The following is a 21,118-nucleotide window of genomic DNA, read 5'->3' on the forward strand; positions in this document are numbered from 1 at the left end:
AGACACCCACCCCGCAATGGAACATCACAGCCAGAAATAAAGAGAGACCGAAGCACTAGATTTGGAACTCCCAGTGCAACGGCCCTCTGAAAAGCGTCTTACGACACTCTTTCCACAATTGCTTGTAATCAAATCCTTGGAGATTTTCAATGAAGAAACGTGGTTTCACGTTGATCGAACTGCTGGTGGTTATCGCCATCATCGGTATCCTGGTTGCCCTGCTGCTGCCAGCCGTTTCGCGTGCTCGCGAAGCTGCTCGTAACGCCCAGTGCAAGAACAACCTGCGTCAGTTCGGTATCGGCATGTACATCTGGTCGAACACCGACAAGCGCGGTCGTCTGATCAGCTCGGCTTACGACTTCCGTCGTGACGGCTGCCCAGACACCTACGGTTGGGTTGCCGACCTGGTGAACACCGGTGCTGCTGCTCCGGCTGAAATGCTCTGCCCAACCTCGCCACTGCGTGGTCTGGAAAAGCTGAACGACCTGTTGGGTCTGGACACCACCAACGCCAAGGACAACGGTGACACCCGTCGTCTGGCCGCTGGTGCTTGTTCCGCTATCCGTGCCGCTAGTGGTTCGGCTGGTGCCGACCTCTCGGCTGATCGTGGCGAATACGTGAAGGTCAACTTCATCGACAACGGTTACAACACGAACTACGCTTCGAGCTGGTTTGCTGTCCGTACCGCTCCTCGCTACACCGCAATCGGTCAGTCGCTGGCTCTGAACAAGAGCGGCACCGGTTCGAGCCTGAAGGGCGAACCAGGTACCCTCGGCGGTCTGTCGCTGCGTATCGTTGAATCGGCTGTCATCCCATCGCAGGCCATTCCTCTGCATGGTTGCGGTGCCCCTGGTGACACCGACGAAGCCGTTCTCGGTGCCGATATCAGCCTGGACGCTGGTCTGGGTCAAGGTGCTCGTTTGGCCGAATCGTTCTGCGACGGTCCAGCTGTCAGCACCACCGCTTCCGGTATCACCGGTGTTGATCGTAAGGTCACTCTGGCCAACGACGTCTCGGGCGACCTGGTTGTATACACCGACACCGTTTCGGGTGCTTGGGACTACCTGCAGGATCCTCAGACCTACGCCAGCCCAGACCTGATGACTAACCCATCGGGCACGGCTTACTCCGCCATGACCATGACTTCGGCTACCCCAGGTACCTACAACAACGAAGCTGGCCAGCGTCTGGCCGGTGTCGGTCCAGACAAGAACTGGGCTCAAGACACTCGTGACTGGTTCGCCTGGCACTCGGTTGGTAAGTCGGGTGGTGCCGCCAACATCCTGATGGCTGACGGTTCGGTCAAGTCGATGTTCGACACCAACGGCGACGGCTTCTTCAACCCAGGTTTCCAGATCTCGGGTTCGGACGAAACCGCTCTGATCGCCAACGTTGGTTACACCGACGACACCGTGGAACTGGACTGGTTCGACATCTACTGCGGTGTTGACCTCCAGCCTCGTAAGGCTCAGAAGGGTAAGTTCGAGAAATAAGCTTCTCGATCTTTCTTCGACGAGCTAGGAACCGAAATCTACGATGATCTCGAAAGCTTGAGCCTTGGGGGAAACCCCAAGGCTCACTTTCATCTGCTCCTTCATTATCCATAGGATTTCTATCCGCCATGAGCCGCTTTATCCCACTGGTGATCACGCTGGTAACGATCGTGACTTTGGGAGCTGTTTTCTTCCTGAGCTCTCCGAGCGATCCTCCATCCGGTAAACCGGATGCGACCAAGGCCATCGCCAACCACAAGCCTCGCACTGAAGCGACCACGGCAACCACGGACTTTAAAACCAAGCTTGCAGCCAGCTCGAATCCATCCAGCGATGCTGCCCCACAATCCATCCCCAAAAAATACCCCAAGGCAGTCACCGAAGAAACCGAATTCGACTTTGGTGTGCTCCCTCGCTTCACCCAGTCTTCGCACACGTTCCTCGTCAAAAACGAAGGGGACGCTCCGCTGAAACTGGAGCAAGGTCCCAGTTCGTGCAGTTGCACCTTGCTGGGGCTCGAATCAGACGAGATCGCCCCTGGCGAACAAGCCGAAATCAAGCTTGAGTGGACGTTGAAGTTCAAAGAAGGTGGCTTTCGCCAGTCCGCCACCGTCTATACCAACGATCCCCAGCGCAAAGAGATCGAGTTCGTCGTCTTCGGTTTGACCGAAACCCGCTTCGGCTTGAGCGAGCCTTCCATGGTCTTCTCGTCGGTGCTGGTCGGTCAGGCAGGTGCCTTTCGCGAATGTTACCTCTACTCGCGAACCTGGAAAGAGATGGAGAATGTCGACTTCCACGTGAAGACCGAAATCCCTGGCCTGAAAGTGGAAGTCTTGCCCCTCACCGAAAGCGAATTGGCCGAGCTCGATACGCGTTCCGCTTGCAAGGTCCGCGTGGAAGTCCCCAAGGATCTGGAAGCAGGCCATCATGTCGGCCAGATCGTCTTCACCGCCAACGATGCCGAAGACACCGACAAAGAGGTCGCTGAGACGACGTTGACCGTCGAAGTGCGCGTGAAGCAGCCAGGCTATCGCTTCTATTCCCCTGCGATCGATGGCTTCGGCCGCATTCAACTGGGTAAGGTCGATCAGGCCACCGGCAGCGAAGTCTTGAAAATCAACTTCCGCGTCGATCAGGGTGCCGAGCCCTGGGAACCGAGCGATGTCTTTCGCTTCCCGGAAAGCATGGACGTGAAGATCGAAACGATCGACGAGAAGATCGGTCTGTTTCAGCTGCAGATTCAAATCCCGCCTGGCATGCCGAAAGGCAACTATTACGGCCAGCACGTCGGCCGCATCGTGATCTCCAGCGACCACTCGCTGATCAAGCGTATTCCCGATGGGGAACGCGCCGGTATTCTGGTCGAATTTCACGTCGAATAAACCACCCGATCTTGGCATTTGTCTTCATACAGCCTTCATGATCCATAAATACACTGGTGCCATGCCCACCACCGACTCAACTATCGATCCGTACGACCGTCTCCTTCGCGTTAAGACCGAAGGGAAGACGCCTGACTTCTATACCCTGCTTCGGCTCGACCTGTTCGAGGATGACATCAACTTCATCCGCAGCCATGGCGAGAAAGCCCGCAAGCAGCTCCACGCCAAGTTCGGCGAGATCGACCCGGCCCAGTGGCGCGATGTCTTCAACCATGTCGAAGACGCGATCGCCACGCTGAGCGATCCCGATAAGAAAAACGAGTACGACAAAACGCTGAAGCACGAACAGAATGGTGCCACGCTCAAGACTGCCAACAGCAACGGCGGCGGGAGCAACGGTCATGGTGCGGCACACGCGGGCGATCGGATCGACTGCCGAAAGTGCTCGACGCCGAATCCACCTTCGCGACGGTTCTGCTCGGCTTGCGGCGATGCGCTGTACGTGGCATGCCCTCAGTGCGGTGGCATGAACACCGTGCATGAACGCTTCTGCGGCGAGTGCGGTGTGAACCTGCAAGCGTCGGCCAACGCCCAGCGGGAAGCCCTCGAATCGAAGTTCGACGAAGCGGAAACGCTGCTGAAAGATGGTCGCCACGACCGGGCCTGCGAAACGCTTCGCCAGTTGACCAAGGCGCAGCACGAAGGGGAAATGGAGTTCGCCAAACGGGCTGCCAAACTGATCACGCAGATCACGCTCGAAAAAGAACAACTGCTGGCCAAGGCTCCTGAAGTGGAAGCCGAAGCCCGACAGCTTCGCGATGGCAAACACGCCGAAAAAGCGGTCTCGGTCATTCGCGAGATCCCGAAAGCTTTGTGGCACGAATCGCTCCGCGAACTGTACGACGAAGTCAGCGAAATCAAGAAGCAAATCAAGCGTCTCGCGCAAGAGATCAAGCTGGCCATCCAGGAACGTCGCACTTCGCGTCTGCTGCCGAAGGTTGAGAAACTGCTGGAACTGAAGCCTCACGACATCTCAGCCCAGCGACTGGCTGAGAAGCTTCGCAAGTCACAAGATCAGGCCGATCGCTTGAAGCGTGAGAAGCTGGTCGAAAAGGCGAAAGAGTATATCAAGCAGTTCCGCTACGAACGTGCTTACCAGGTCCTGACCGAAGTCCCCGAATCGGTCCGCACCGAGAACTTCACCAAGTTCTTCGACCAGGTCTCGGAACTGGCGTTCCTCTCGGCCGACTTGCGTCGGTCACGCTACGCCGATCCAACCTTGGTCGGCATGGCCAGCCGCCTGGTCAAGCTGATGCCAAAGGACAAGCACGCCATCGATCGGTTGCACAAGATCACGCAAAAGTGGGAACAGTCGAAGAAGAATCCCGCCACGGCCGACCGTACCTGGAACGAGATGCCGAAGAAGACTCCGCTGGGGGTGCCGGTCGACTTGTACCCACGTTTCCGCAAGTTCAACGCCACCGCCGTTGCCGACAACGAACACTTCGAGAACTTCTCGTCCGGGTTCATCGTGGCCACAGGCCTCGCGTTGCAAGGGCTCGGCCTAAGCCGGGTCGAAACGAACTTGATCCCCAACACGTCCGGCGGTGTCTTCGGCTTGTTAGGTGGCGGCAAGAAAGCCGCAGCCTCGGATCTGGCGTGGGGCCTCGACCTGAGTAACTCCGGGCTGAAAGCGATCCTGCTTCGCAAGGAAGTCAAAGGGGACAAAACCAACCAGACCACCGTCGTTCATATCGAACAGATGGTGAAGGTCGACTACAAGCGTCCTCTTTCCCGCGCGGACGATGCCGATCGCCGTGGACTGATTCAAGACGTGGTCGATCAGTTCTTCAGCATCGTCGGCAAAGACGCCCTGCAAGACAAACGTGGCAAGACGAGCGTTTGCTTGAGCCTGCCGGCAACCGAAGTGCTGGGTCGCTTTTTAACGCTGCCGCCAGTCGAAGATAAGAAGATTCCAAAGACGGTCCAGTACGAAGTTCGCCATCAGATCCCCTTCCCGATCGAAGAACTTTCGTGGGACTATCACGTCTGGGACGACAAACTCACTTCGGAAGAACTGAACCTGGAAAGCGAAGCAAAGCGACACTGCGTCGTGGTGGCGACGCGTCTTTCCAAGCTGCAGGAACGTCTCGCCTTCTTGCGTGGTCTGGGGATCACGCCGCACTTGGTTCAAACCGATCAATTGGCGATCTACAATTTCTTCGACTTTGACCTCTTCTCCGATCCTTCGTATCGAGAGCAAATGGAAGAGACCGAACAGGCCTTGGGTATCCTCGATGTCGGTTCCGATGCCAGTCACCTGGTGATCTGTGGAGCCAACTCGATCTGGTTCCGTAGCCTGGAAGTCGGTGGCGAGAACTTCACCCGAATTCTGGTACGTCAGATGAGTCTGACCTTCAGCAAAGCGGAAGAACTGAAGAAGAAGCCCGACACGGCGGACGAGATCTTCAAGCTGTACGATGTCCTTGATCCGGTGCTGAAGAACATCTCGAAGGAATCGTCTTACTCGGTGAACACCTACTCAGGCCTCGACCGCGAGCGCCTGGCCGAGGTCAAACTGATTGGCGGCGGTTCGTACATGCATGGCCTTCTCACCTTCCTGCAGCACGGCAAGTTTCTAGACGTTTAATTTCGGGCGATCCTGGTCGTTCGTTCGTCGACGCCCTGTTCTTCTGTTCGGCCGCACGCCCCCAGACTGTCGAGGGCGTGTATCTTTCGTACGGCAGCCTGTGTGCCCGCCCCCCAAAAGAACGCATAAACGCCCGATCTGCGTAATTCCTTATTCAGCGTCGAGCATCTAGCGCCTTAGGCTGATTAAGAAAAAAACCCTCAACAGCTCGGCGAAATACAGTTAACGAAGAAGAGCAAGCTCTGCGCTTTTTCTTAACTTTCTAGTTGATTGAAAATTATTTCAACAGTAGACTGCGGTACGCCCAATCTGCAAAGCTCCAGTAATACATCTATTTGTTACTCCACAACGACCTTATCAAGGAGCGTTACGATGTCTCGACCCGCACGGGGTTTTACCCTCGTCGAACTGTTGGTGGTCATCGCCATTATTGGCGTGTTAATCGCCTTGTTACTTCCAGCCGTGCAGCAAGCGCGGGAAGCCGCTCGCCGAATGCAGTGCACCAACCAGATGAAGCAGTTGGGCCTGGCGATGCACAACTATCACGACACCTTCGGCCAGTTGCCACCATGCAACTCGGACCTGTCCGGTTCGCAGCGTCGCGAATGGGGTTGGGCTCCTCGCATCATGGCCCACATGGAACAGAGCGCGATCTTCGATCAGCTCGATTTCACGAAACCAGCATGGGACCGCCCCAGTGGCTGGAACGTGTCGATGATGGACGACCCGAGCGTCATCTGTAACTACAAGTTCATGCGAATGGAACATCCTCAGTTCCACTGCCCTTCCAATTCGCAAAGCCATGCGGCTGCCGTCCAGCACGACTTCGACCCAGGCTGGGAGATCTCGGAATCGGACTATGCCGCCAACATCGGCGACTACCCGAACGAAACCGGCATCGCCGGTGTCGGTGTGACGGCAACCAACGCTGGCAACGACATCCTGATCCCGCGCGGCGTGATCGGCACCATGGACTACGGCGCCAAATTCGCGGAAATCAACGACGGCCTTTCGCATACCTACCTGTTGGGTGAATGCGTCGGTGCGTGGTCGAACTGGCAGAACTGGGGAGCAGAGTGCTTCGCCAACACCGCCTTCCCGATCAATCATCGCAATCGCGAGTTCCTGCAGGGAACGCTCGGCCCAACGGTTGCCCATTGGCGCGAGAACATCAACTTCCGCAGCTTCCACCCAGGCGGTGCCAACTTCCTGCTGTGCGATGGCTCGGTTCGCTTCCTGCCAGAAACCATGGATGGTGCTGCTTACCGTGCCGGAGCATCGCGTAGCGGTGGCGAAGTGGTTCAAGGCTTTCAATAACCTGGATGCCGAAGGCCTCCCTTCGCAACGCATCTTCAAAACAAGGGTAATCACATGAGATACGCTGCGTATTTCCTGGTACACTTCGCCCTGGTTGCGGTCATCGCTGGTGCCGGTGGCTGCTCGAACGGCCATAACCTGGCCCAGGTACATGGCACGGTGACGTACCAAGGAAAGCCGCTGAAGAATGGCACGATCATCATCGAAGTCTCGGACAATCGTCCTGCATACGGACAGATTGTCGATGGCCAGATCGTGAACGTTTCGACCTTCGAGCAGAACGACGGCGTTCCGGTCGGGGAAGCAACGATTGCGATCAACTCGATCGCGGAACCCGGTGCCGATAACAAAGGCGGTGCCAGTGGATCTGCCGACCGACCTTCCGAATCGGGTGGCATTGTGACCGGTAAGAACATCCTGCCGCTTCGCTACGCCAACCCAGCGACCAGCGGTTTGACCGCGACCATCGCTGCCGGCGATAACGAACTAAGCTTCGAGCTCTCGAAGTAAACCGGACAAGAAACAGAGCGAGACTCGCCCCCACGCGAGTCTCGCTTTTTTATGCGCGGTCGGTTCTGTCCGACTGGTGTTGGCCGGTTTGATTCGGCCGATGGTGTTTACTGCTGCATGGCATACAGCAAGATGTTGGTCGCAATACGGGCCGCGTCTTCTTTCACGTAGCCTTTGCACTGCAACGAAGTGCCACTCTCCATGGCACAGCTCAGATCATTTGGGCTGAAGACCACCGCCAGGCGGCCATCGATCCACAAGCCTTCCAGTTCTGGTGTTGTTTGTCGCTGCACCGATTTCAAACCACCTTCGTCGCTGCCGCGGGTTTGCGGATCGTTGAGCGTGACATTGCTCAGGTCATAACCGCCGTACTCTTCCGACAGCATCGGGTGATCGATCGGAATCGCTTCAAGCTTCGCCCCAGGGAAGATCGTCGCCAGTTCTCGGCGAAATGCCGTAGTGAATGGCTGGCCGGCACAGATCGAGTCCGCGAACAGAAAACCGCCCCGTTCCAGGTACTCTTTCAAGTTCTTCCGCTGCTCGGTGTTGAGACCGAAGTCGCGACGTCCGTGCATGAAGAGCAGCGGATAGTATTGGTGCGACTCGTCGGCGAGTGTGACCATCTTCTTTTCGAGGTCGAACCGAACCTTCAGGTGATCGCCTGCCACGCGGACCATGTTCGCCAGCGCCGCCGGGGCATCGTCCGAGCCGCCGACATGCTGCACCTTGGCGATCTTCAGCAGATTGCGATTGGTCGAGTCTTCTACCCCAGCGCCGGTGGTCAACTCGACGCGTTCCAGCTTGTCTTTCAACTGTCGCCCGGTGGCATAAGCCAACACGTTGGCACCCATCGCGTTGGCCGCTTTGACCTGGTTGCGAACCTTCTGCGAAATCGATGGGTCGTCGACAAAGCTGCGGCTGCCGGACAATTCCCAGTAGCAGCTCAAATCGCCCGGCGTATAGACGACACTTGTGCGGCAACATGCATCCAGACCATACAGCGGCATCGCATAGTCCGCGTTGACTGGCTCTTCGGCGAACCATACCGGATGATCGGGCGGGAGCATTCGCATCGCACTGTCAGGCAAGATGCGTTTGAGCATCGCACGGAAGTCTTGGTCGAACTTCTTTCCACCGCAGCCTGCTTCGGCAAACAGAAAACCGCCCCCTTCGATGTACTGGCGGAGCAGTTCTTCATTCTTGGCGTTGATCTGGAAACCATCTTTAGCACTGATCCACAGCACCGGCGTCTGCAGCATCTCTTCGGCCGACTTCACCGCGCCGAGGTCGATCACCTGCCAGGTCATGCGTTGTTTCCACAACCCTTCGACGTAGTGATTCAAATTGTGCAGATCGTGGCGATGCGGCTCCCAGTCCGAGTTCGCCGTGTAACGCAGCTTCGACACCAACACCGGACGACGCCCCTTCGCCAAAAACAGCAAGGCGAAGCTGGTCGAGATGAGCGGATTATCGAGCTCGACCACGCCGGTACCCTTCCAACTTCCCTGGAGTCGGTCTTGCCAGGCAACCAGCAGCTCGGCCCCTTCGCGGTACCAGTCGTGCGTTCCGAGAAACCGTCGGCCACTTAAGCGTCCAACACGCTCGATCCCATAGAGGTAATACAACAACGAATTCCCGCCGCCGCCACCTTCCGATGGATTCGTTCGCAGGGTCATGTTACGGGCCAGCCAATCGAAGCCGCGATCGACCGACGATTCCTGCTTGAGCGGCAAACAGCAGTTGACGTTATCGCCGTTGATTTCAACGTCGCCTTGTTCCAGGCGTTTGGTCGTAATGATCATCGACGTGATGCCAGCACAGGTCATGCTTCCGGTGCCAGGTGCTCCGGGATAATAGCCCCACGATCCACTACCGTTTTGCATCGACTCCCAGCGAAAGAAGGCGCGTCGCCAGGTTTGCTCTTTGACCTGGGCACCATGCTCAGCCGCTTCGTCGAGTGCCAGCAGCGCGAACTGACTATTACTGTTGTCGCCCACGCCAGGGCCACCTTGCGTCGCGCCATAGGTCCACAAGCCAGCACGTTCGCCAGATTCGACCTGAAAACTTTCCAGCAGCGCGGCATTCGATTTGATGAGCTGCAGATCTTTTTCCGGGTCGACCGCACAAAAGACCATCGTCTGCAGCGACAAGGCGTAGGTCTTTTGAGGGCGTGTGTTCCTCAACGAGGTGAGCGCTTTTTGAATGACAGGGTCATCTTTCGGAACGCCCGATTCCAAAAGTGCCAAAGTAACGAGCGAAGTTACCCCCCCGTCGAAGTCGTGGTAATTTGGCCAACTTCCATCCGACTTTTGCGCCTGTTTAAGATAGCGAATCGCGCGATCCATGGCGTCGCGTACATCTTGCGGGGTAACTCCACCGCGCGTTGGCGCACGCTGCGCCTGCAAAGTCGGCGTAAGCAGAAAAAATGCCACAATCAGAGTGCAGCAGCTAGTGATTCTCAGCGGGAACAAACGGCAGTTCTCCCAGGGACACGTCGCGATTGCTTCTTTTCATCTTAGGATTCCCTTCCGAAGACACAAGCAACATGCCGATGCGTTGTTTCGTTGGAAGGACGTTTCTACAATCACTGGGCGGCGTTGCTCGTTTTGTTCGACGGAAACCAAATCTCTTCCCTCGCGTAACTTACAATGGCCCAACTTGCGAACATTGGGCAAGCTATCGAGGCTTTCGCTGCCCTAAGATCGCCTGAGACGCCCCCTTCGGGCGAGGTGGCTGGTACAAACCAGTCGCCACTTTTGGCTTTCGCTTTCCAGCGTTACCTATTCAACATCGACGATTCCCATCCGAGACAAGGCGTCTATTGTGGGCAAAACCAGAAACCTGGGCGAAGTTCTTCAAGAGTTCAAACAACAACGCATCGTGATGCAGCAAGAGCTGCAGAAGGTAATCGTTGGACAAGACGAAGTCATCGAGCAACTGTTCGCGGCCATTTTTACGCGCGGTCACTGTTTGCTGGAAGGGGTGCCGGGGCTGGCGAAGACCTTGATGGTCAGCACGCTGGCCAAGGTGCTCGACATGCAGTTCAAGCGTATTCAGTTTACGCCTGACCTGATGCCTTCCGACATCACCGGCACCAACGTGCTGGAAGAAGACGAAGATGGTCGCCGCAACTTCCGCTTTGTCGAAGGCCCGGTCTTCACCAATATTCTGCTGGCGGACGAAATCAACCGTACGCCTCCGAAGACGCAAGCATCGCTGCTGCAAGCGATGCAAGAACGCGAAGTGACGGTCGGCCGCGAAACGATGGACCTGCCCGATCCGTTCTTCACCATCGCCACGCAAAACCCGATCGAGCAGGAAGGGACTTATCCGTTGCCGGAAGCCCAGCTCGACCGTTTTATGTTCAACATCATCATCGACTACCCGTCGCTTGACGAAGAAGAACGGATCTTGATGGCGACCACGCGTCAGGAACGGGTCGAAGTCCGCAAGGTGTTTTCCAGCCGAGCGATCCTCAACATTCAAAAGCTGGTTCAGTCGGTGGCGGTCAGCGAATACGTGATCAAGTACGTGGCCCGGCTGGTACGTGCCACGCGGCCCCGCGATTCCGAAACACCTAAATTCATCAAAGAGCTGGTCGACTGGGGTGCCGGTCCGCGTGCCGGGCAGAACCTGATCAACGGCGGCAAGGCAATCGCCGCCATGGAAGGCCGCTTCTCGGTCGCGATCGAAGATGTCAAGAAGATCGCCATTCCGGTGCTGCGTCACCGCATCGGAACCAACTTCCAGGCCCAAGCCGAAGGCATGACCAACGTCGATGTCATCACCCGCCTGCTGGAAGAAATCCCCGAACCCAAGATCGAAAAGTTTGACCGTTGACCACTGCCGAAAGTTATCTGAAGCCTGAGGTGATCCGCCAGATCTCGCGGCTCGACCTGCGCGCTCAGTTCGTGGTGAAAGGCTTTCTGCAGGGTCTGCATGCCAGTCCTTACCATGGCTTTTCGGTCGAGTTCAGCGAGCATCGTCGCTACGAACAAGGAGACGATCCGAAGGACATCGATTGGCTGGTCTATGCCAAGACCGATCGCTACTACATCAAGAAGTTTGAAGCGGAAACGAACATCACCGGTTACCTGGCGATGGACCTGAGTCGCTCGATGGCGTACACCTATCGCCAAGAGATGACCAAGTTCGATTACGCCATCAGCCTTGCCGCGGCACTCTGTTATTTGATGGTCCACCAGCAAGATCCGGTCGGGCTGGTCACTTTCGACACCAAGATCCGCGCCAGCCTTCCTCCGAAATCGAAACGGAAACAACTGGGGGACGTCCTCTCGCTGCTGGCCAACTTGAAGCCGACCGGCGAGACCGATATCGGGCACAGCCTTTCGCAGTTGGCGGCCATGCTCAAGCAACGCAGCGTGGTGATGATCTTTTCGGACCTGCTGGCGGAACCTGACGAAGTGATGCGTGCCCTTTACCAACTGCGGCATCGCAGTCACGACGTGATCTTGTTCCACATCATGGACGAAGCGGAAGTTACCTTTCCGTTTGACGGCATGGTCGAACTGGAAGATCCCGAAACCAAAGAGCGGATGAAGGTCGACGCCAATAACTATCGCCGCGACTATCAGACCGAACTGAAAGCGTTCCGCGACAAGTATCGCCAGGACTGCTTTCAGGCAGGCGTCGACTACGTGGAACTCGACACAAGCATGCAGTTCGACAAAGCGTTGACCGAGTATCTCATCAGCCGGCAGTCGAGGTTTTAGCCCATGCAGTTCGCCAACGTCGGCCTGCTGCTGGGAGGCCTGCTTATCGCGGTGCCAATCGTCCTGCATTTGGTAATGCGGCAGCAGCCGAAACAACTCGAATTCCCGGCTCTGCGTTTCGTTCGGCAACGTAGCGTGCAAAACACACGTCGCTTGCAACTAAAGCACTGGGTACTGCTCGCCCTGCGCTGCCTGGCGGTGCTGGTGCTGGTGGCAGCGCTCGCGCGGCCTGGGGTCGCGTCGGCGGCACTTGGCAAATGGGTGCTGACCGGTTCGCTCGGGATCATTCTGTTGATTGGCCTGTTCGTCTCGGCCGCGGCGTGGCTGGGGGGTGAAAACCGTACGCTCGCCTACATCTTAACCGCGATTACGGCGCTGGTCGGCTTAGGCACGATCGGCACCGGCGTCATGGCGATGACCAGCAGCAGTGGCCCGATCGTGGGCGAACAGGAAGCTCCTGTCGCGGCAGTGATCATTGCCGACACCTCTCCGCGCATGCTGTATCGGCATCAGAATCAAACGCGTCTGGAGAAAGCCCAAGAGCTGGGCATGTGGCTGACATCGCAGCTTCCCGAAGACAGCGAGATGGCGATTCTCGATCAACGGGGCCAGACGGCCGTTTTCGCTCCTGATCGTGGAGCGGCGCGGCAAGCGCTGCAGCGGCTCGAGATCGCAGTGGGTGGCAAGTCACTGATCGACTTGACCAACAACGCCTTAGATATGCTGCAGGACCATCCGCTGGCTCGCAAAGAAATCTATGTGCTGACCGATCTCGCGGCGCCGGCCTGGGATGCCGATCAGGCCCAGCGTCTGAAAGCGAAGCTCGCCGAACAGCCTGACATTCCGCTGTACATCGTGGATGTCGGAGCCGACGACGTTCGCAACGTGGCGATCAGCGACCTGGTTCTTTCGTCGGAGAGCGTCTCGGAAAACGAAGACGTCATGCTTCAAGCCGAGGTTGTGGCCGACGGCAGTTCGGAACCGAAGACGATCGAACTGTTCATTGAAAAGCAGGACGACCGTCTGCCCATCGTCGAGAACGGCCAGCTGATCGTCCCGGAAGCGACGCGGCGGAATCGTCAGACGATTGAACTGGTCGACGGGCAGCCTCGCGCCGTTCCGTTTCGGCTCCCATCGTTGACGGCCGGCACGCATCATGGCTGGGTCGAACTACTCGGCGACGATGGCCTGAGCGCCGACAACAAACGCTGGTTCACCATCGAAGCCCGCACGCCATGGTCGCTGTTGGTGGTCGAATCGGCCAATGCCGAGAGCCGCGATCTGGTCAACGCGTTGGCACCGCGTAGTTATCGCGATGCGGGACGAGGAGCCTTCCAGGTCGAGATCATCAAGCAAGACGAGTTGGCGCAAGCGAAGCTGGACGAATACCAGGCGGTCGTGCTGCTTGACCCAGGCCCGATGCCCGACGCGAACTGGGAATCGCTGGAAAGCTTCGTGCAGCGTGGCGGCGGCTTGATGGTGTTTCTAGGGCGTGCCGCCGTGAAGGCCGACTTCGATAAAGAGGCCCCGCAAAGCGTTCTGCCTGGTAAGCTTTCGCGACAGTGGCGAGCCGGCGACAACCTTTGGTATCTCGACCCGCGCGAGTACCAGCATATCGTGTTGTCTCCTTTCCGCGACATCGGTGCTTCGGTTCCATGGCGAGAATTTCCGGTCGATCGATTCTGGTCGTTGACTGATATCGACACCGACAGCAATACGATCGTTCCGTTCAGCAACGGAGCCCCTGCCCTCATCGAACAACGCCTCGGCAAAGGGATCGTGCTGACGTTCCTTTCTTCGGTCAGCGATCCAACGGACGATGCCTGGAACACGCTGTTCACAGGGTTTCAGTCGTGGCCGTTCTTTGTCCTCTCGAACCAGATGGCTCGCTACGTTGTCCGGGGTGGCGAACAACGTTTCAACTATACCGCCGGCGATGTCGCCACGGTCGAAACAGCCCCCGGCGAAGAGGCCACGATCCATCTGCTGTTCACGCCAAATGGTCTCGATCCACAAGAAGTGGTGCCAGACTCCGGCACGATCACGATCCCGTTCACCAGCAGCCTGGGAACCTATCGCATTCGTCCCCGGACCGGCGGCAAGTCGTCCGGCTTCAGCGTGAACCTTCCTCCTTTCGCCACGCGAATGGAGAAGCTGACCGAAGCCCAACTGGACGACATCCTGGGAGCAGGTCGCTATCGACTGGCTCGGCAGCAGGAGCAGATCGTTCGCGAACAAGGCAAAGCACGACTGGGGGTTCCGTTGTTCCCTTGGCTGATGCTGATCGTGGTGATTGTGTTTGGCCTGGAAAATGTCTTGGCCAATCGTTTCTACCGACAACAAGCAACGGAATCGTAACACGTGTCGTACTGGTATCTGCAACCTTTGGGCGAAAGCTATCTCCTGGTGGGGATCTTGGTGTTCGCGCTGGTTGCGCTGCTGGCGATTCGTCCGCAGTTCCAGGGGCTCACGCCGCGTCGCCATTGGATTTTGACCGGGCTACGATTCGGAGTGATCTTCTTGATCGCCCTGACACTGCTTCGCCCGACCTGGGTTCATACGGTGAAAGAAACCCAGGGATCGTTGCTGGTCGTGCTGTTCGATTCTAGCCGCAGCATGACCGTTCCAGACGCCGCCGATGGCATTCCACGCTGGGACGTGCAGCGCGAATTGCTGCAGCGGATGGCCCCGCAACTGGCGAACCTCGGCGACAACTTCGAGGTCGCTGTCTATCAATTTGACGAAGCCGCCAAACGAGTCGAGTTCGTTGATGGGGTATTGGCGATGCCGGCCGCCGCGGATGGTCGCTTCACCGATATTGGCTCGTCGATCGCGGAAGTGATGCAGCAAAACATTGGCAAGCAGCTCGCCGGCGTGATCCTGCTTTCCGACGGATCGCAGCGTGTCTATTCGCCCAAGGTTGAAATGCAACAAGCGGCCCGCGACCTGGCCCGGCTCGACACACCATTGCACACGATCCCCTTCGGCAAAGCGCTCGATCCGTCCCAGGCCCGCGATGCCGCGGTCGAAACGCTTTCGGATCATTACACCGTCTTCGTGAAGAACGACTTGCTGGTCAAGACGGCGGTACGCATTCAAGGGATGGCCAACAAGCCGATACCGGTGCAACTGGTGATTGAAGACGCCAACGGCCAGAAGACGATCATCGACACGCAGAACGCGACCACCGCGAAGCCGCAAGAGATCGTCGATGTGTCGTTCCGCTATACCCCGCAGCAAGCAGGCCAGTTCAAGCTAAGCGTCGTCGTGCCGGAGCAGGACGGCGAACTGGTGACCAAGAACAACATCCTGAGCGCTTACGTCAACGTGCTTGATGGTGGGCTGAAGATTCTTTACCTCGAAAGCAGCACGCTCGACCGTCCTGAGCAAAAGTGGATTCGCAACGTCATCGCGCAGTCGGCCGACATGGAACTCGACTTCCGCGTCATCGACCGTCGGCGCCGCGATCAATGGCCGGTCGATTTGACCGAAACGATCACGCAAGGCAAGTACGATGTCTATATCATCGGCGACGTCGACTCGTCCGCGTTCGGCCCGACCTCGCTCGATCTCCTGGCCAAAGAAGTGGAAGATGGCAAAGGCCTGATCATGCTGGGTGGCTTCCACGCGTTTGGAGCCGGCGGTTATCAATCGACGATCTTCCAGAACTTGCTGCCGGTCGAAATGAGCCGGTTCGATCGCCAGGACTTCGATGCTCCGATCCGAACCGACATGCATCTGCCAGGTCCGATTCAGATTGTCACGTCGCGAAACCATTTTCTTTCTTCACTCGGCACCGATGACAGCGGTACGCCCGCCTTCAGTGCCGTTCCTGCTTTGTCGGGTGCGAACAAACTGGCAGGCGTCAAACCGCGCGGGCTCACCATTCTAGAAACCCAAAACGGACAGCCGCTGCTGGTCGCTGGCGAATATGGTCTTGGCCGCACGCTGGCCTTCACCGCCGACAGCACCTGGCTGTGGGTCTTCGCTGGCAAAGGCGATATCCACAAGCAGTTCTGGCGACAAATCATTTTGTGGCTGGCGAAGAAAGATGGACTCGAAACACGTGACGTCTGGGTGCAACTTGGTCAACGACGTTACGTACCTGGCGCTCCGATCCACTTCACCGCCGGTGCCAACTCGCAAAGTGGCGAGCCGCTGAAAGGGGTGACGATGGAAACGACCCTGATCAGCCCCGATGGCTCGCGAACTCCGCTGCGTGCGGTTCCTTCCGATAACATCCTGGAAGGGAACTTCGACGCCAGTCCGCAGACCGGCGACTACACCATCGAAGTGGTCGCGCAGCAAAATGGCGTTACCGTCGGCACCGGGCAGGGACGCTTCTTTGTTTACGACCAAGACCTGGAACTGAGCGATCCTTCCGCCCGCCCTTCGCAGTTGGCCGCCCTGTCGGCGATCACGCAAGATGTCGGCGGTCGGATGTGGACGCCGGAAGAGTTCTCGCAGCTGCTGGAAGAGATCAAGAGCCGCCCTCCCGAAACGGAAGTCGAAGTCCAGACGAAATGGACCTGGCCCGAATCGACGCGTGATAGCTGGATCAACCTGCTGTTGATTGTCGGTCTGCTGGGCTGGGAGTGGTATCTGCGAAAACGCTGGAGCATGGTTTAGATCGCCTGGGCGGCCTCGTATATTAACAAGCGTGAACGAACGCTTACTTCTGAACGAGGCCTGACCATGTCTGATCAATGGGACGCTTACCTGACCAATGTGAACGAGCATCCCGCCGCCATTCTGCTGGACATGGGAGCCTCGGACGATACTTCTAAAGCAGAACGTCCGCAGCTACTGCAAGTGACGTTTCAATTGAACAATCAAGATGAATACGGCCTGCCGACCAGGGACGAATTCAACGCCCTTTATCCCATCGAAGAAGCGGTCGCCGAAGCCATCGAGCAGGCACTGGGAGCCGTGCATGTCGGTTACATGACGACGCAAGGCAAGCGCATCCTCTGCTTCTATGCTGCCAGTGGCGAACAACTCGAAGAGGTGACCACCGCCGCCACGGCTCGCTTCACAACGCATCGCTGGGCCTGTAAGTCGCAAGAGGATCCCGATTGGGAGTTCTACTGGGATATCCTCTATCCCACGCCGTACGACATGCAGATCATGAACAATCAGAAGGTGCTCAAGGCCCTTTCCGAATCGGGCGATTCGCTCGAGAAGCCGCGGACAGTAACGCATTGGGCTTACTTCCCAACCGATGCCAGCCGCAGCGATTTCGTGATGACGATCTCGTCGCAGAACTTCGAGGTGAAGGACCTGATGGACGGCGAAGAGCCGGAAGACGATCGTCCGTTTGGTGTCTGCTTCGAGCGAGTCGACCCAGTGGACTTCGACGCGATCAACGAACTGACGCTGGGCCTCGTCCACGAGGTCCAGGAATCGGGCGGCACGTACGATGGCTGGGAGACTTCGGTCGAATCGGAATAGCTTGCCAAGAAACACAACAACCGCGGCGGATTCCCCTGCGACAAGGAATCCGCTCGCGGCTTCTGCTGGAGAGAACGTTGGGCGGCCCGACTACTTCGAGTCGTCCGCGAGATTCAAGGTAACCGTCGAGTAGTGACGGATCGTGTCGTACTTCTTCCCGTCCTGTTCGCCCTGATTTTCTTCGACGAGCTTGGCACGCACGGTGTAAGTGACCGGCTTCGCATCCTTGAGCAGCACATTGCCGGCGGCGTCGGTCTTGGTTTTGGTCTCGTTGTACGCGTCGTCCTGAATGACCACTTCCGCTTCGGCGACAGGCTTGCCGTCGAACTGCACTTGCAGCTGAATGCCATCCGCCGTGCGCGAAGGAACGATGTCGAGCGGCAACTTCTGGCTATCGCAAAGCGTCACGTTCGCCAGCGACTTGGTATCGATGTACTTGGCGTAGTACTTCAACCAGAATGGGCTATCTCCCTTGGCCAGCACACCGTAATCGCAAACCGCTTCCAGCCCTTGCCACTGAGCATTGGGCTGCTGCACGGTCCAACTGCCGTTGGTTCCTTCCACCAGCTTTTCAAGCTTTAGCGGAACGTACTTTCCATCGGCCGAGCGGGCAAAGACTTCCGACTGCTGAACGCGATCGAGCAGGTCGGCTTCGCTCGGCTCGGGTCCTTCGCCGAAGTAAAGCGAGGCCTGGTTGGGCTGCGACAAGGCAACCCAGACAAAGTGTGCGTGCGCCGACAATCCAAACGTAACGACCAGGGTCAATGCCAGCGAGGTCGTGATCCAATAACGAAACTTCATTTCGGTAACGATCCTAAGACAAGTTGTAAGCGATGCTTGCCGGCGATCGTCACCCGAAGGCTAGAACGCGCCGGAGCTTAATTGAAACAGCAGTGGGTTGGGTTTCCCCGCGTGAAATGTCGCGCTGAGGACACCTTTCTTTTCGTAAACCTTCGGAACAAATGCCTTCGGTACCGGGATCCCTTCGCCCCGCTGCACCGACTGCACAATCGCTCCGGCTCCTGGCTGCTGCGCGACGACGGTCACGTAGTACTCGCCAGGTTTGACCCAACTCGAGTTGGCTACGGTGAAGCTTCCTTGCGTGATCTCGGCCGTGATCTCTTTCGCCTCGGGGTTTCCCTTCGGCTTAAATCGGATGACCGCTCCATCCAGCGGCCTTCCATCTAAAAAGACCCGCCCCGAGATCTCTCCGGTCGTGCTCCCACACCCGGCACTCAACATCACGGCCCATGCCATCACCAGGCCAACACTCGCTTGAAATCGGAAACGAGACATCGTGCTGCGTCCTCGATCGACGTCTTCGACGGTGCCTGCCAGCCCAACGCCGGCAAACTTTCGATCGATTTTAGGACCGCGGCGATCGGCCGAGGATGGCGACCAAGGAAGCTTAACGGGAAGTTAAACCACCCCTCGTGGCCACGGCAGAAGAACTGCCAGGGGCGCTGGATGTCGTCCGAATTCCAGCCAGATCGCAATTTCCTGGATTGAAGCTGGCTGGCACGACTCGCTGGCAAGCTCGCTGGCAAGCTCGCTGAGAATTCGACCTGTGGATGGCAAATTCTCGCCGCACAGGTTGATACCGAGTATCAATATCGCTATAACCTACCAGAGCGTTAGCCAGTGTCAACGACATCAGCGATATTTTCCTCGGTTCCCATAGACCTGATTTCCCTCGAGATTTTCTCGCATGAATACGTCGCAACGTGATGCCAACATCACCTCGCCCGCCTCAAACGGACACGAAAACGCCCCTGCTCCCCAGTTCACCAAACGGACCATCCAGTCCGAGGAGATCATGGCCGGAGAGAAAGAAGTTTGGATCCAGCATGGCGATGCCATCTATCGCTTGTGCGAGACCAAATCGGGCAAGCTTATTCTGCAAAAGTAGAACCGGTACGGGCGACCACTTCGCGTCGCACGCGGAGTCGCTGCCGGTAATACTGCAGACCAGGAATGAAGAAGCTGCCTGCGGACACGATCCCAAACAGAATGTGGGCAGCATCAGGATAGATCGCCATCGGAATACTGCACGCAAAGAGCGCGAGGGCCTGGAAGTAAAACCAGCCGGTCAGGATGCCTCCCTTAATCAGGAAGATCATGCCTGAGATAATCGCTAATAGAGGCGACAGTTCGAGCGGTGCCAGCCCCAACAGCCATTCAATCGGAAACAGGCACGCCACGCCTATCAGACCTGCCCCCCATACGTGAGCGATCTGACGCTCGACAAAGGTCACCGGCCCCATGCGGCGGCGAAGATACCAGAAGCAAGCCGCCCAGATTCCTGAGATCACCGTCCAGATGGCAATGTAGTGCCAACGGTGGCCATCCTGGTTCCATTGCAGGTACTGCGTTGCCAGGCAGCAGATCAGCAGCACCAGGCTATGCCACATCCAAAGCAGGCCCCAGTTCTCTAGAACCTGGGCGTTGTGTGTCTCGCGGAACAGCCGCGAGAACACCTGCAGGAATTGTCCACTGCGAGCCGAGATCGCTTCATCGTTGAGGTACGCCTCGAAGTCGTCGCACAATGACTGAGCGTTGGGATACCTCAAGTCGGTCGGCTTCTGCATACAGCGCAGCGTAATCATCTCGAGATCACGATCGCAGCGCGGATTGACATGGTGCGGAAATGGCGGATCCTGCTCGAGAACTTTCAGCAGCACATCGACCGGCGTACGTCCTTGAAACGGAGGTTGCCCGGTCAACATGGCAAATAAGATCGTCCCCAGTCCATAGACATCGCTGCGGACGCCGACGGCACCTCGGTCGCCACTGGCCTGCTCGGGCGCCATGAAGGCAGGCGTTCCGAGGATGGCACCACTGCGGGTGATACTGTCGACATCGCTGGTTACCTGTTTCGCCAGACCAAAGTCGGTCACCACTGGCGAGCCTGTCTTGTCGATCAAGATATTCGACGGCTTCAGATCGCGATGCAGAATGCCATGTTGATGCGCTTCGTGCACGGCACTGGCCACGATCCGCATCATCTGGGCCGCTTCTTTGGCGGGCATTGGCCCCCGGGCCAGACGCTGCGAAAGCGTCTCCCCTTCGATGTATTTCATGCTGAAGTAGTAGCGGCCATCGCGTTGACCCACTTCGTATACCGGGACGATCCCAGGGTGGCTGAGCCGGGCGGCGGACTCGGCTTCCGCCAGAAAGCGGCTCAGTTCATCTTCCGAGGCAAGCTGTGCCTTGAGGATCATCTTGACCGCGACGATTCGGTTGAGACTTACCTGGCGGGCACGGTAGACGACCCCCATCCCCCCGCGGCCAATCTCTTCCAGCAGTTCGTAGTCGCCAAAGCGAATTGGCAACTGAAGCTGCGAGAGCTTCTCGGGCATCGGCTGTTCGTCGGGACCGGGCTGGGTTACGGAAAGATTCAGCGCGACGGCATCGGCCAGCATGACCGCCCCCCACACTTCCTTCAAATCTGCCGCCAGGTGCGGATGCTCTTGGACGACGGTATCTAGATCGACCACTTCCCCCTTTTGCATTCGCTGGGTCAACTCGTCCAGCAGCTGGGCCAGTTGTTCGTCGATGTGATCCTGATCGGTGGCCATGCAG

At 57.6% G+C, this 21,118-nt stretch carries 15 protein-coding genes; 11 read left to right on the forward strand and 4 right to left on the reverse strand.

From position 1 onward, the window contains the following. Positions 1-149 precede the first annotated feature (149 nt). From ABD890_RS10465 to ABD890_RS10485, 5 genes are all read left to right on the forward strand, one after another. Positions 150-1,493, forward strand: coding sequence for a DUF1559 family PulG-like putative transporter (locus ABD890_RS10465; RefSeq protein ID WP_345088549.1), 1,344 nt, complete (start codon positions 150-152; stop codon positions 1,491-1,493). 128 nt (positions 1,494-1,621) lie between these two features. Then, on the forward strand, positions 1,622-2,875 hold the full coding sequence (locus tag ABD890_RS10470) for a DUF1573 domain-containing protein (protein ID WP_345088551.1): 1,254 nt from the start codon (positions 1,622-1,624) through the stop codon (positions 2,873-2,875). Between the two features lie 37 nt (positions 2,876-2,912). Then, positions 2,913-5,525, forward strand: coding sequence for a pilus assembly protein PilM (gene pilM / locus ABD890_RS10475; RefSeq protein ID WP_345088553.1), 2,613 nt, complete (start codon positions 2,913-2,915; stop codon positions 5,523-5,525). Between the two features lie 372 nt (positions 5,526-5,897). Beyond that, positions 5,898-6,842 (forward strand): DUF1559 family PulG-like putative transporter, encoded by a 945-nt coding sequence (locus ABD890_RS10480; protein WP_345088555.1) that lies wholly within the window; start codon positions 5,898-5,900, stop codon positions 6,840-6,842. 54 nt (positions 6,843-6,896) lie between these two features. Then, on the forward strand, positions 6,897-7,352 hold the full coding sequence (locus tag ABD890_RS10485; RefSeq protein ID WP_345088557.1) for a transthyretin-like family protein: 456 nt from the start codon (positions 6,897-6,899) through the stop codon (positions 7,350-7,352). A 107-nt stretch (positions 7,353-7,459) separates the two neighbouring features. Here the strand turns inward: ABD890_RS10485 and ABD890_RS10490 are convergent, their stop codons facing one another. Then, positions 7,460-9,697, reverse strand: a complete 2,238-nt coding sequence (locus ABD890_RS10490) for a DUF4159 domain-containing protein (RefSeq protein WP_345088559.1) — start codon at positions 9,695-9,697, stop codon at positions 7,460-7,462. Positions 9,698-10,235: 538 nt separating this feature from the next. On the opposite strand from ABD890_RS10490, the gene ABD890_RS10495 reads away from it, so the two are divergent. From ABD890_RS10495 to ABD890_RS10515, 5 genes are all read left to right on the forward strand, one after another. Further along, on the forward strand, positions 10,236-11,192 hold the full coding sequence (locus ABD890_RS10495) for an AAA family ATPase (protein WP_345090880.1): 957 nt from the start codon (positions 10,236-10,238) through the stop codon (positions 11,190-11,192). Next, the gene (locus ABD890_RS10500; protein WP_345088561.1) at positions 11,189-12,085 is read left to right on the forward strand and encodes a DUF58 domain-containing protein; all 897 of its coding nucleotides are present in this window, start codon (positions 11,189-11,191) and stop codon (positions 12,083-12,085) included. Before ABD890_RS10495 ends, ABD890_RS10500 begins: the two co-directional genes overlap by 4 nt. 3 nt (positions 12,086-12,088) lie before the next feature. Next, positions 12,089-14,443, forward strand: coding sequence for a BatA domain-containing protein (locus tag ABD890_RS10505; RefSeq protein WP_345088563.1), 2,355 nt, complete (start codon positions 12,089-12,091; stop codon positions 14,441-14,443). Between the two features lie 3 nt (positions 14,444-14,446). After that, positions 14,447-16,714: a glutamine amidotransferase gene (locus ABD890_RS10510; protein WP_345088565.1), complete on the forward strand. Its 2,268-nt coding sequence runs from the start codon at positions 14,447-14,449 to the stop codon at positions 16,712-16,714. Positions 16,715-16,780: 66 nt separating this feature from the next. After that, on the forward strand, positions 16,781-17,536 hold the full coding sequence (locus ABD890_RS10515; RefSeq protein ID WP_345088567.1) for a DUF695 domain-containing protein: 756 nt from the start codon (positions 16,781-16,783) through the stop codon (positions 17,534-17,536). Between the two features lie 90 nt (positions 17,537-17,626). Here ABD890_RS10515 and ABD890_RS10520 read toward each other — a convergent pair whose 3' ends face one another. Next, a complete protein-coding gene (locus tag ABD890_RS10520) occupies positions 17,627-18,337 on the reverse strand; it encodes a DUF4198 domain-containing protein (RefSeq protein ID WP_345088569.1) in 711 nt (236 codons plus the stop codon). A gap of 60 nt (positions 18,338-18,397) precedes the next feature. Then, positions 18,398-18,832, reverse strand: coding sequence for a hypothetical protein (locus tag ABD890_RS10525; RefSeq protein ID WP_345088571.1), 435 nt, complete (start codon positions 18,830-18,832; stop codon positions 18,398-18,400). A gap of 412 nt (positions 18,833-19,244) precedes the next feature. Here ABD890_RS10525 and hemP point away from each other — a divergent pair, with 412 nt between their 5' ends. After that, entirely contained in the window at positions 19,245-19,445 is a 201-nt protein-coding gene (gene hemP, locus ABD890_RS10530; RefSeq protein ID WP_345088572.1) for a hemin uptake protein HemP, read from the forward strand. Here the strand turns inward: hemP and ABD890_RS10535 are convergent. Continuing rightward, positions 19,429-21,114, reverse strand: a complete 1,686-nt coding sequence (locus ABD890_RS10535; RefSeq protein WP_345088573.1) for a serine/threonine protein kinase — start codon at positions 21,112-21,114, stop codon at positions 19,429-19,431. The two genes, hemP and ABD890_RS10535, sit on opposite strands and share 17 nt — an antisense overlap. Positions 21,115-21,118 lie beyond the last annotated feature (4 nt).

The organism is Bremerella cremea (assembly GCF_039541315.1).
In the GTDB taxonomy this organism is placed as follows: Bacteria; Planctomycetota; Planctomycetia; order Pirellulales; family Pirellulaceae; genus Bremerella; species Bremerella cremea.

Excerpts from the sequence above, each read along its gene's own strand:
- hemP (WP_345088572.1), top strand. The coding sequence starts at position 19,245 with ATGAATACGTCGCAACGTGATGCCAACATCACCTCGCCCGCCTCAAAC.
- ABD890_RS10480 (WP_345088555.1), top strand. The coding sequence starts at position 5,898 with ATGTCTCGACCCGCACGGGGTTTTACCCTCGTCGAACTGTTGGTGGTC.
- ABD890_RS10490 (WP_345088559.1), bottom strand. The coding sequence starts at position 9,697 with ATGGATCGCGCGATTCGCTATCTTAAACAGGCGCAAAAGTCGGATGGA.
- ABD890_RS10485 (WP_345088557.1), top strand. The coding sequence starts at position 6,897 with ATGAGATACGCTGCGTATTTCCTGGTACACTTCGCCCTGGTTGCGGTC.
- ABD890_RS10495 (WP_345090880.1), top strand. The coding sequence starts at position 10,236 with ATGCAGCAAGAGCTGCAGAAGGTAATCGTTGGACAAGACGAAGTCATC.
- ABD890_RS10515 (WP_345088567.1), top strand. The coding sequence starts at position 16,781 with ATGTCTGATCAATGGGACGCTTACCTGACCAATGTGAACGAGCATCCC.
- ABD890_RS10465 (WP_345088549.1), top strand. The coding sequence starts at position 150 with ATGAAGAAACGTGGTTTCACGTTGATCGAACTGCTGGTGGTTATCGCC.
- ABD890_RS10470 (WP_345088551.1), top strand. The coding sequence starts at position 1,622 with ATGAGCCGCTTTATCCCACTGGTGATCACGCTGGTAACGATCGTGACT.
- ABD890_RS10535 (WP_345088573.1), bottom strand. The coding sequence starts at position 21,114 with ATGGCCACCGATCAGGATCACATCGACGAACAACTGGCCCAGCTGCTG.
- ABD890_RS10525 (WP_345088571.1), bottom strand. The coding sequence starts at position 18,832 with ATGTCTCGTTTCCGATTTCAAGCGAGTGTTGGCCTGGTGATGGCATGG.
- ABD890_RS10505 (WP_345088563.1), top strand. The coding sequence starts at position 12,089 with ATGCAGTTCGCCAACGTCGGCCTGCTGCTGGGAGGCCTGCTTATCGCG.
- ABD890_RS10520 (WP_345088569.1), bottom strand. The coding sequence starts at position 18,337 with ATGAAGTTTCGTTATTGGATCACGACCTCGCTGGCATTGACCCTGGTC.
- pilM (WP_345088553.1), top strand. The coding sequence starts at position 2,913 with ATGATCCATAAATACACTGGTGCCATGCCCACCACCGACTCAACTATC.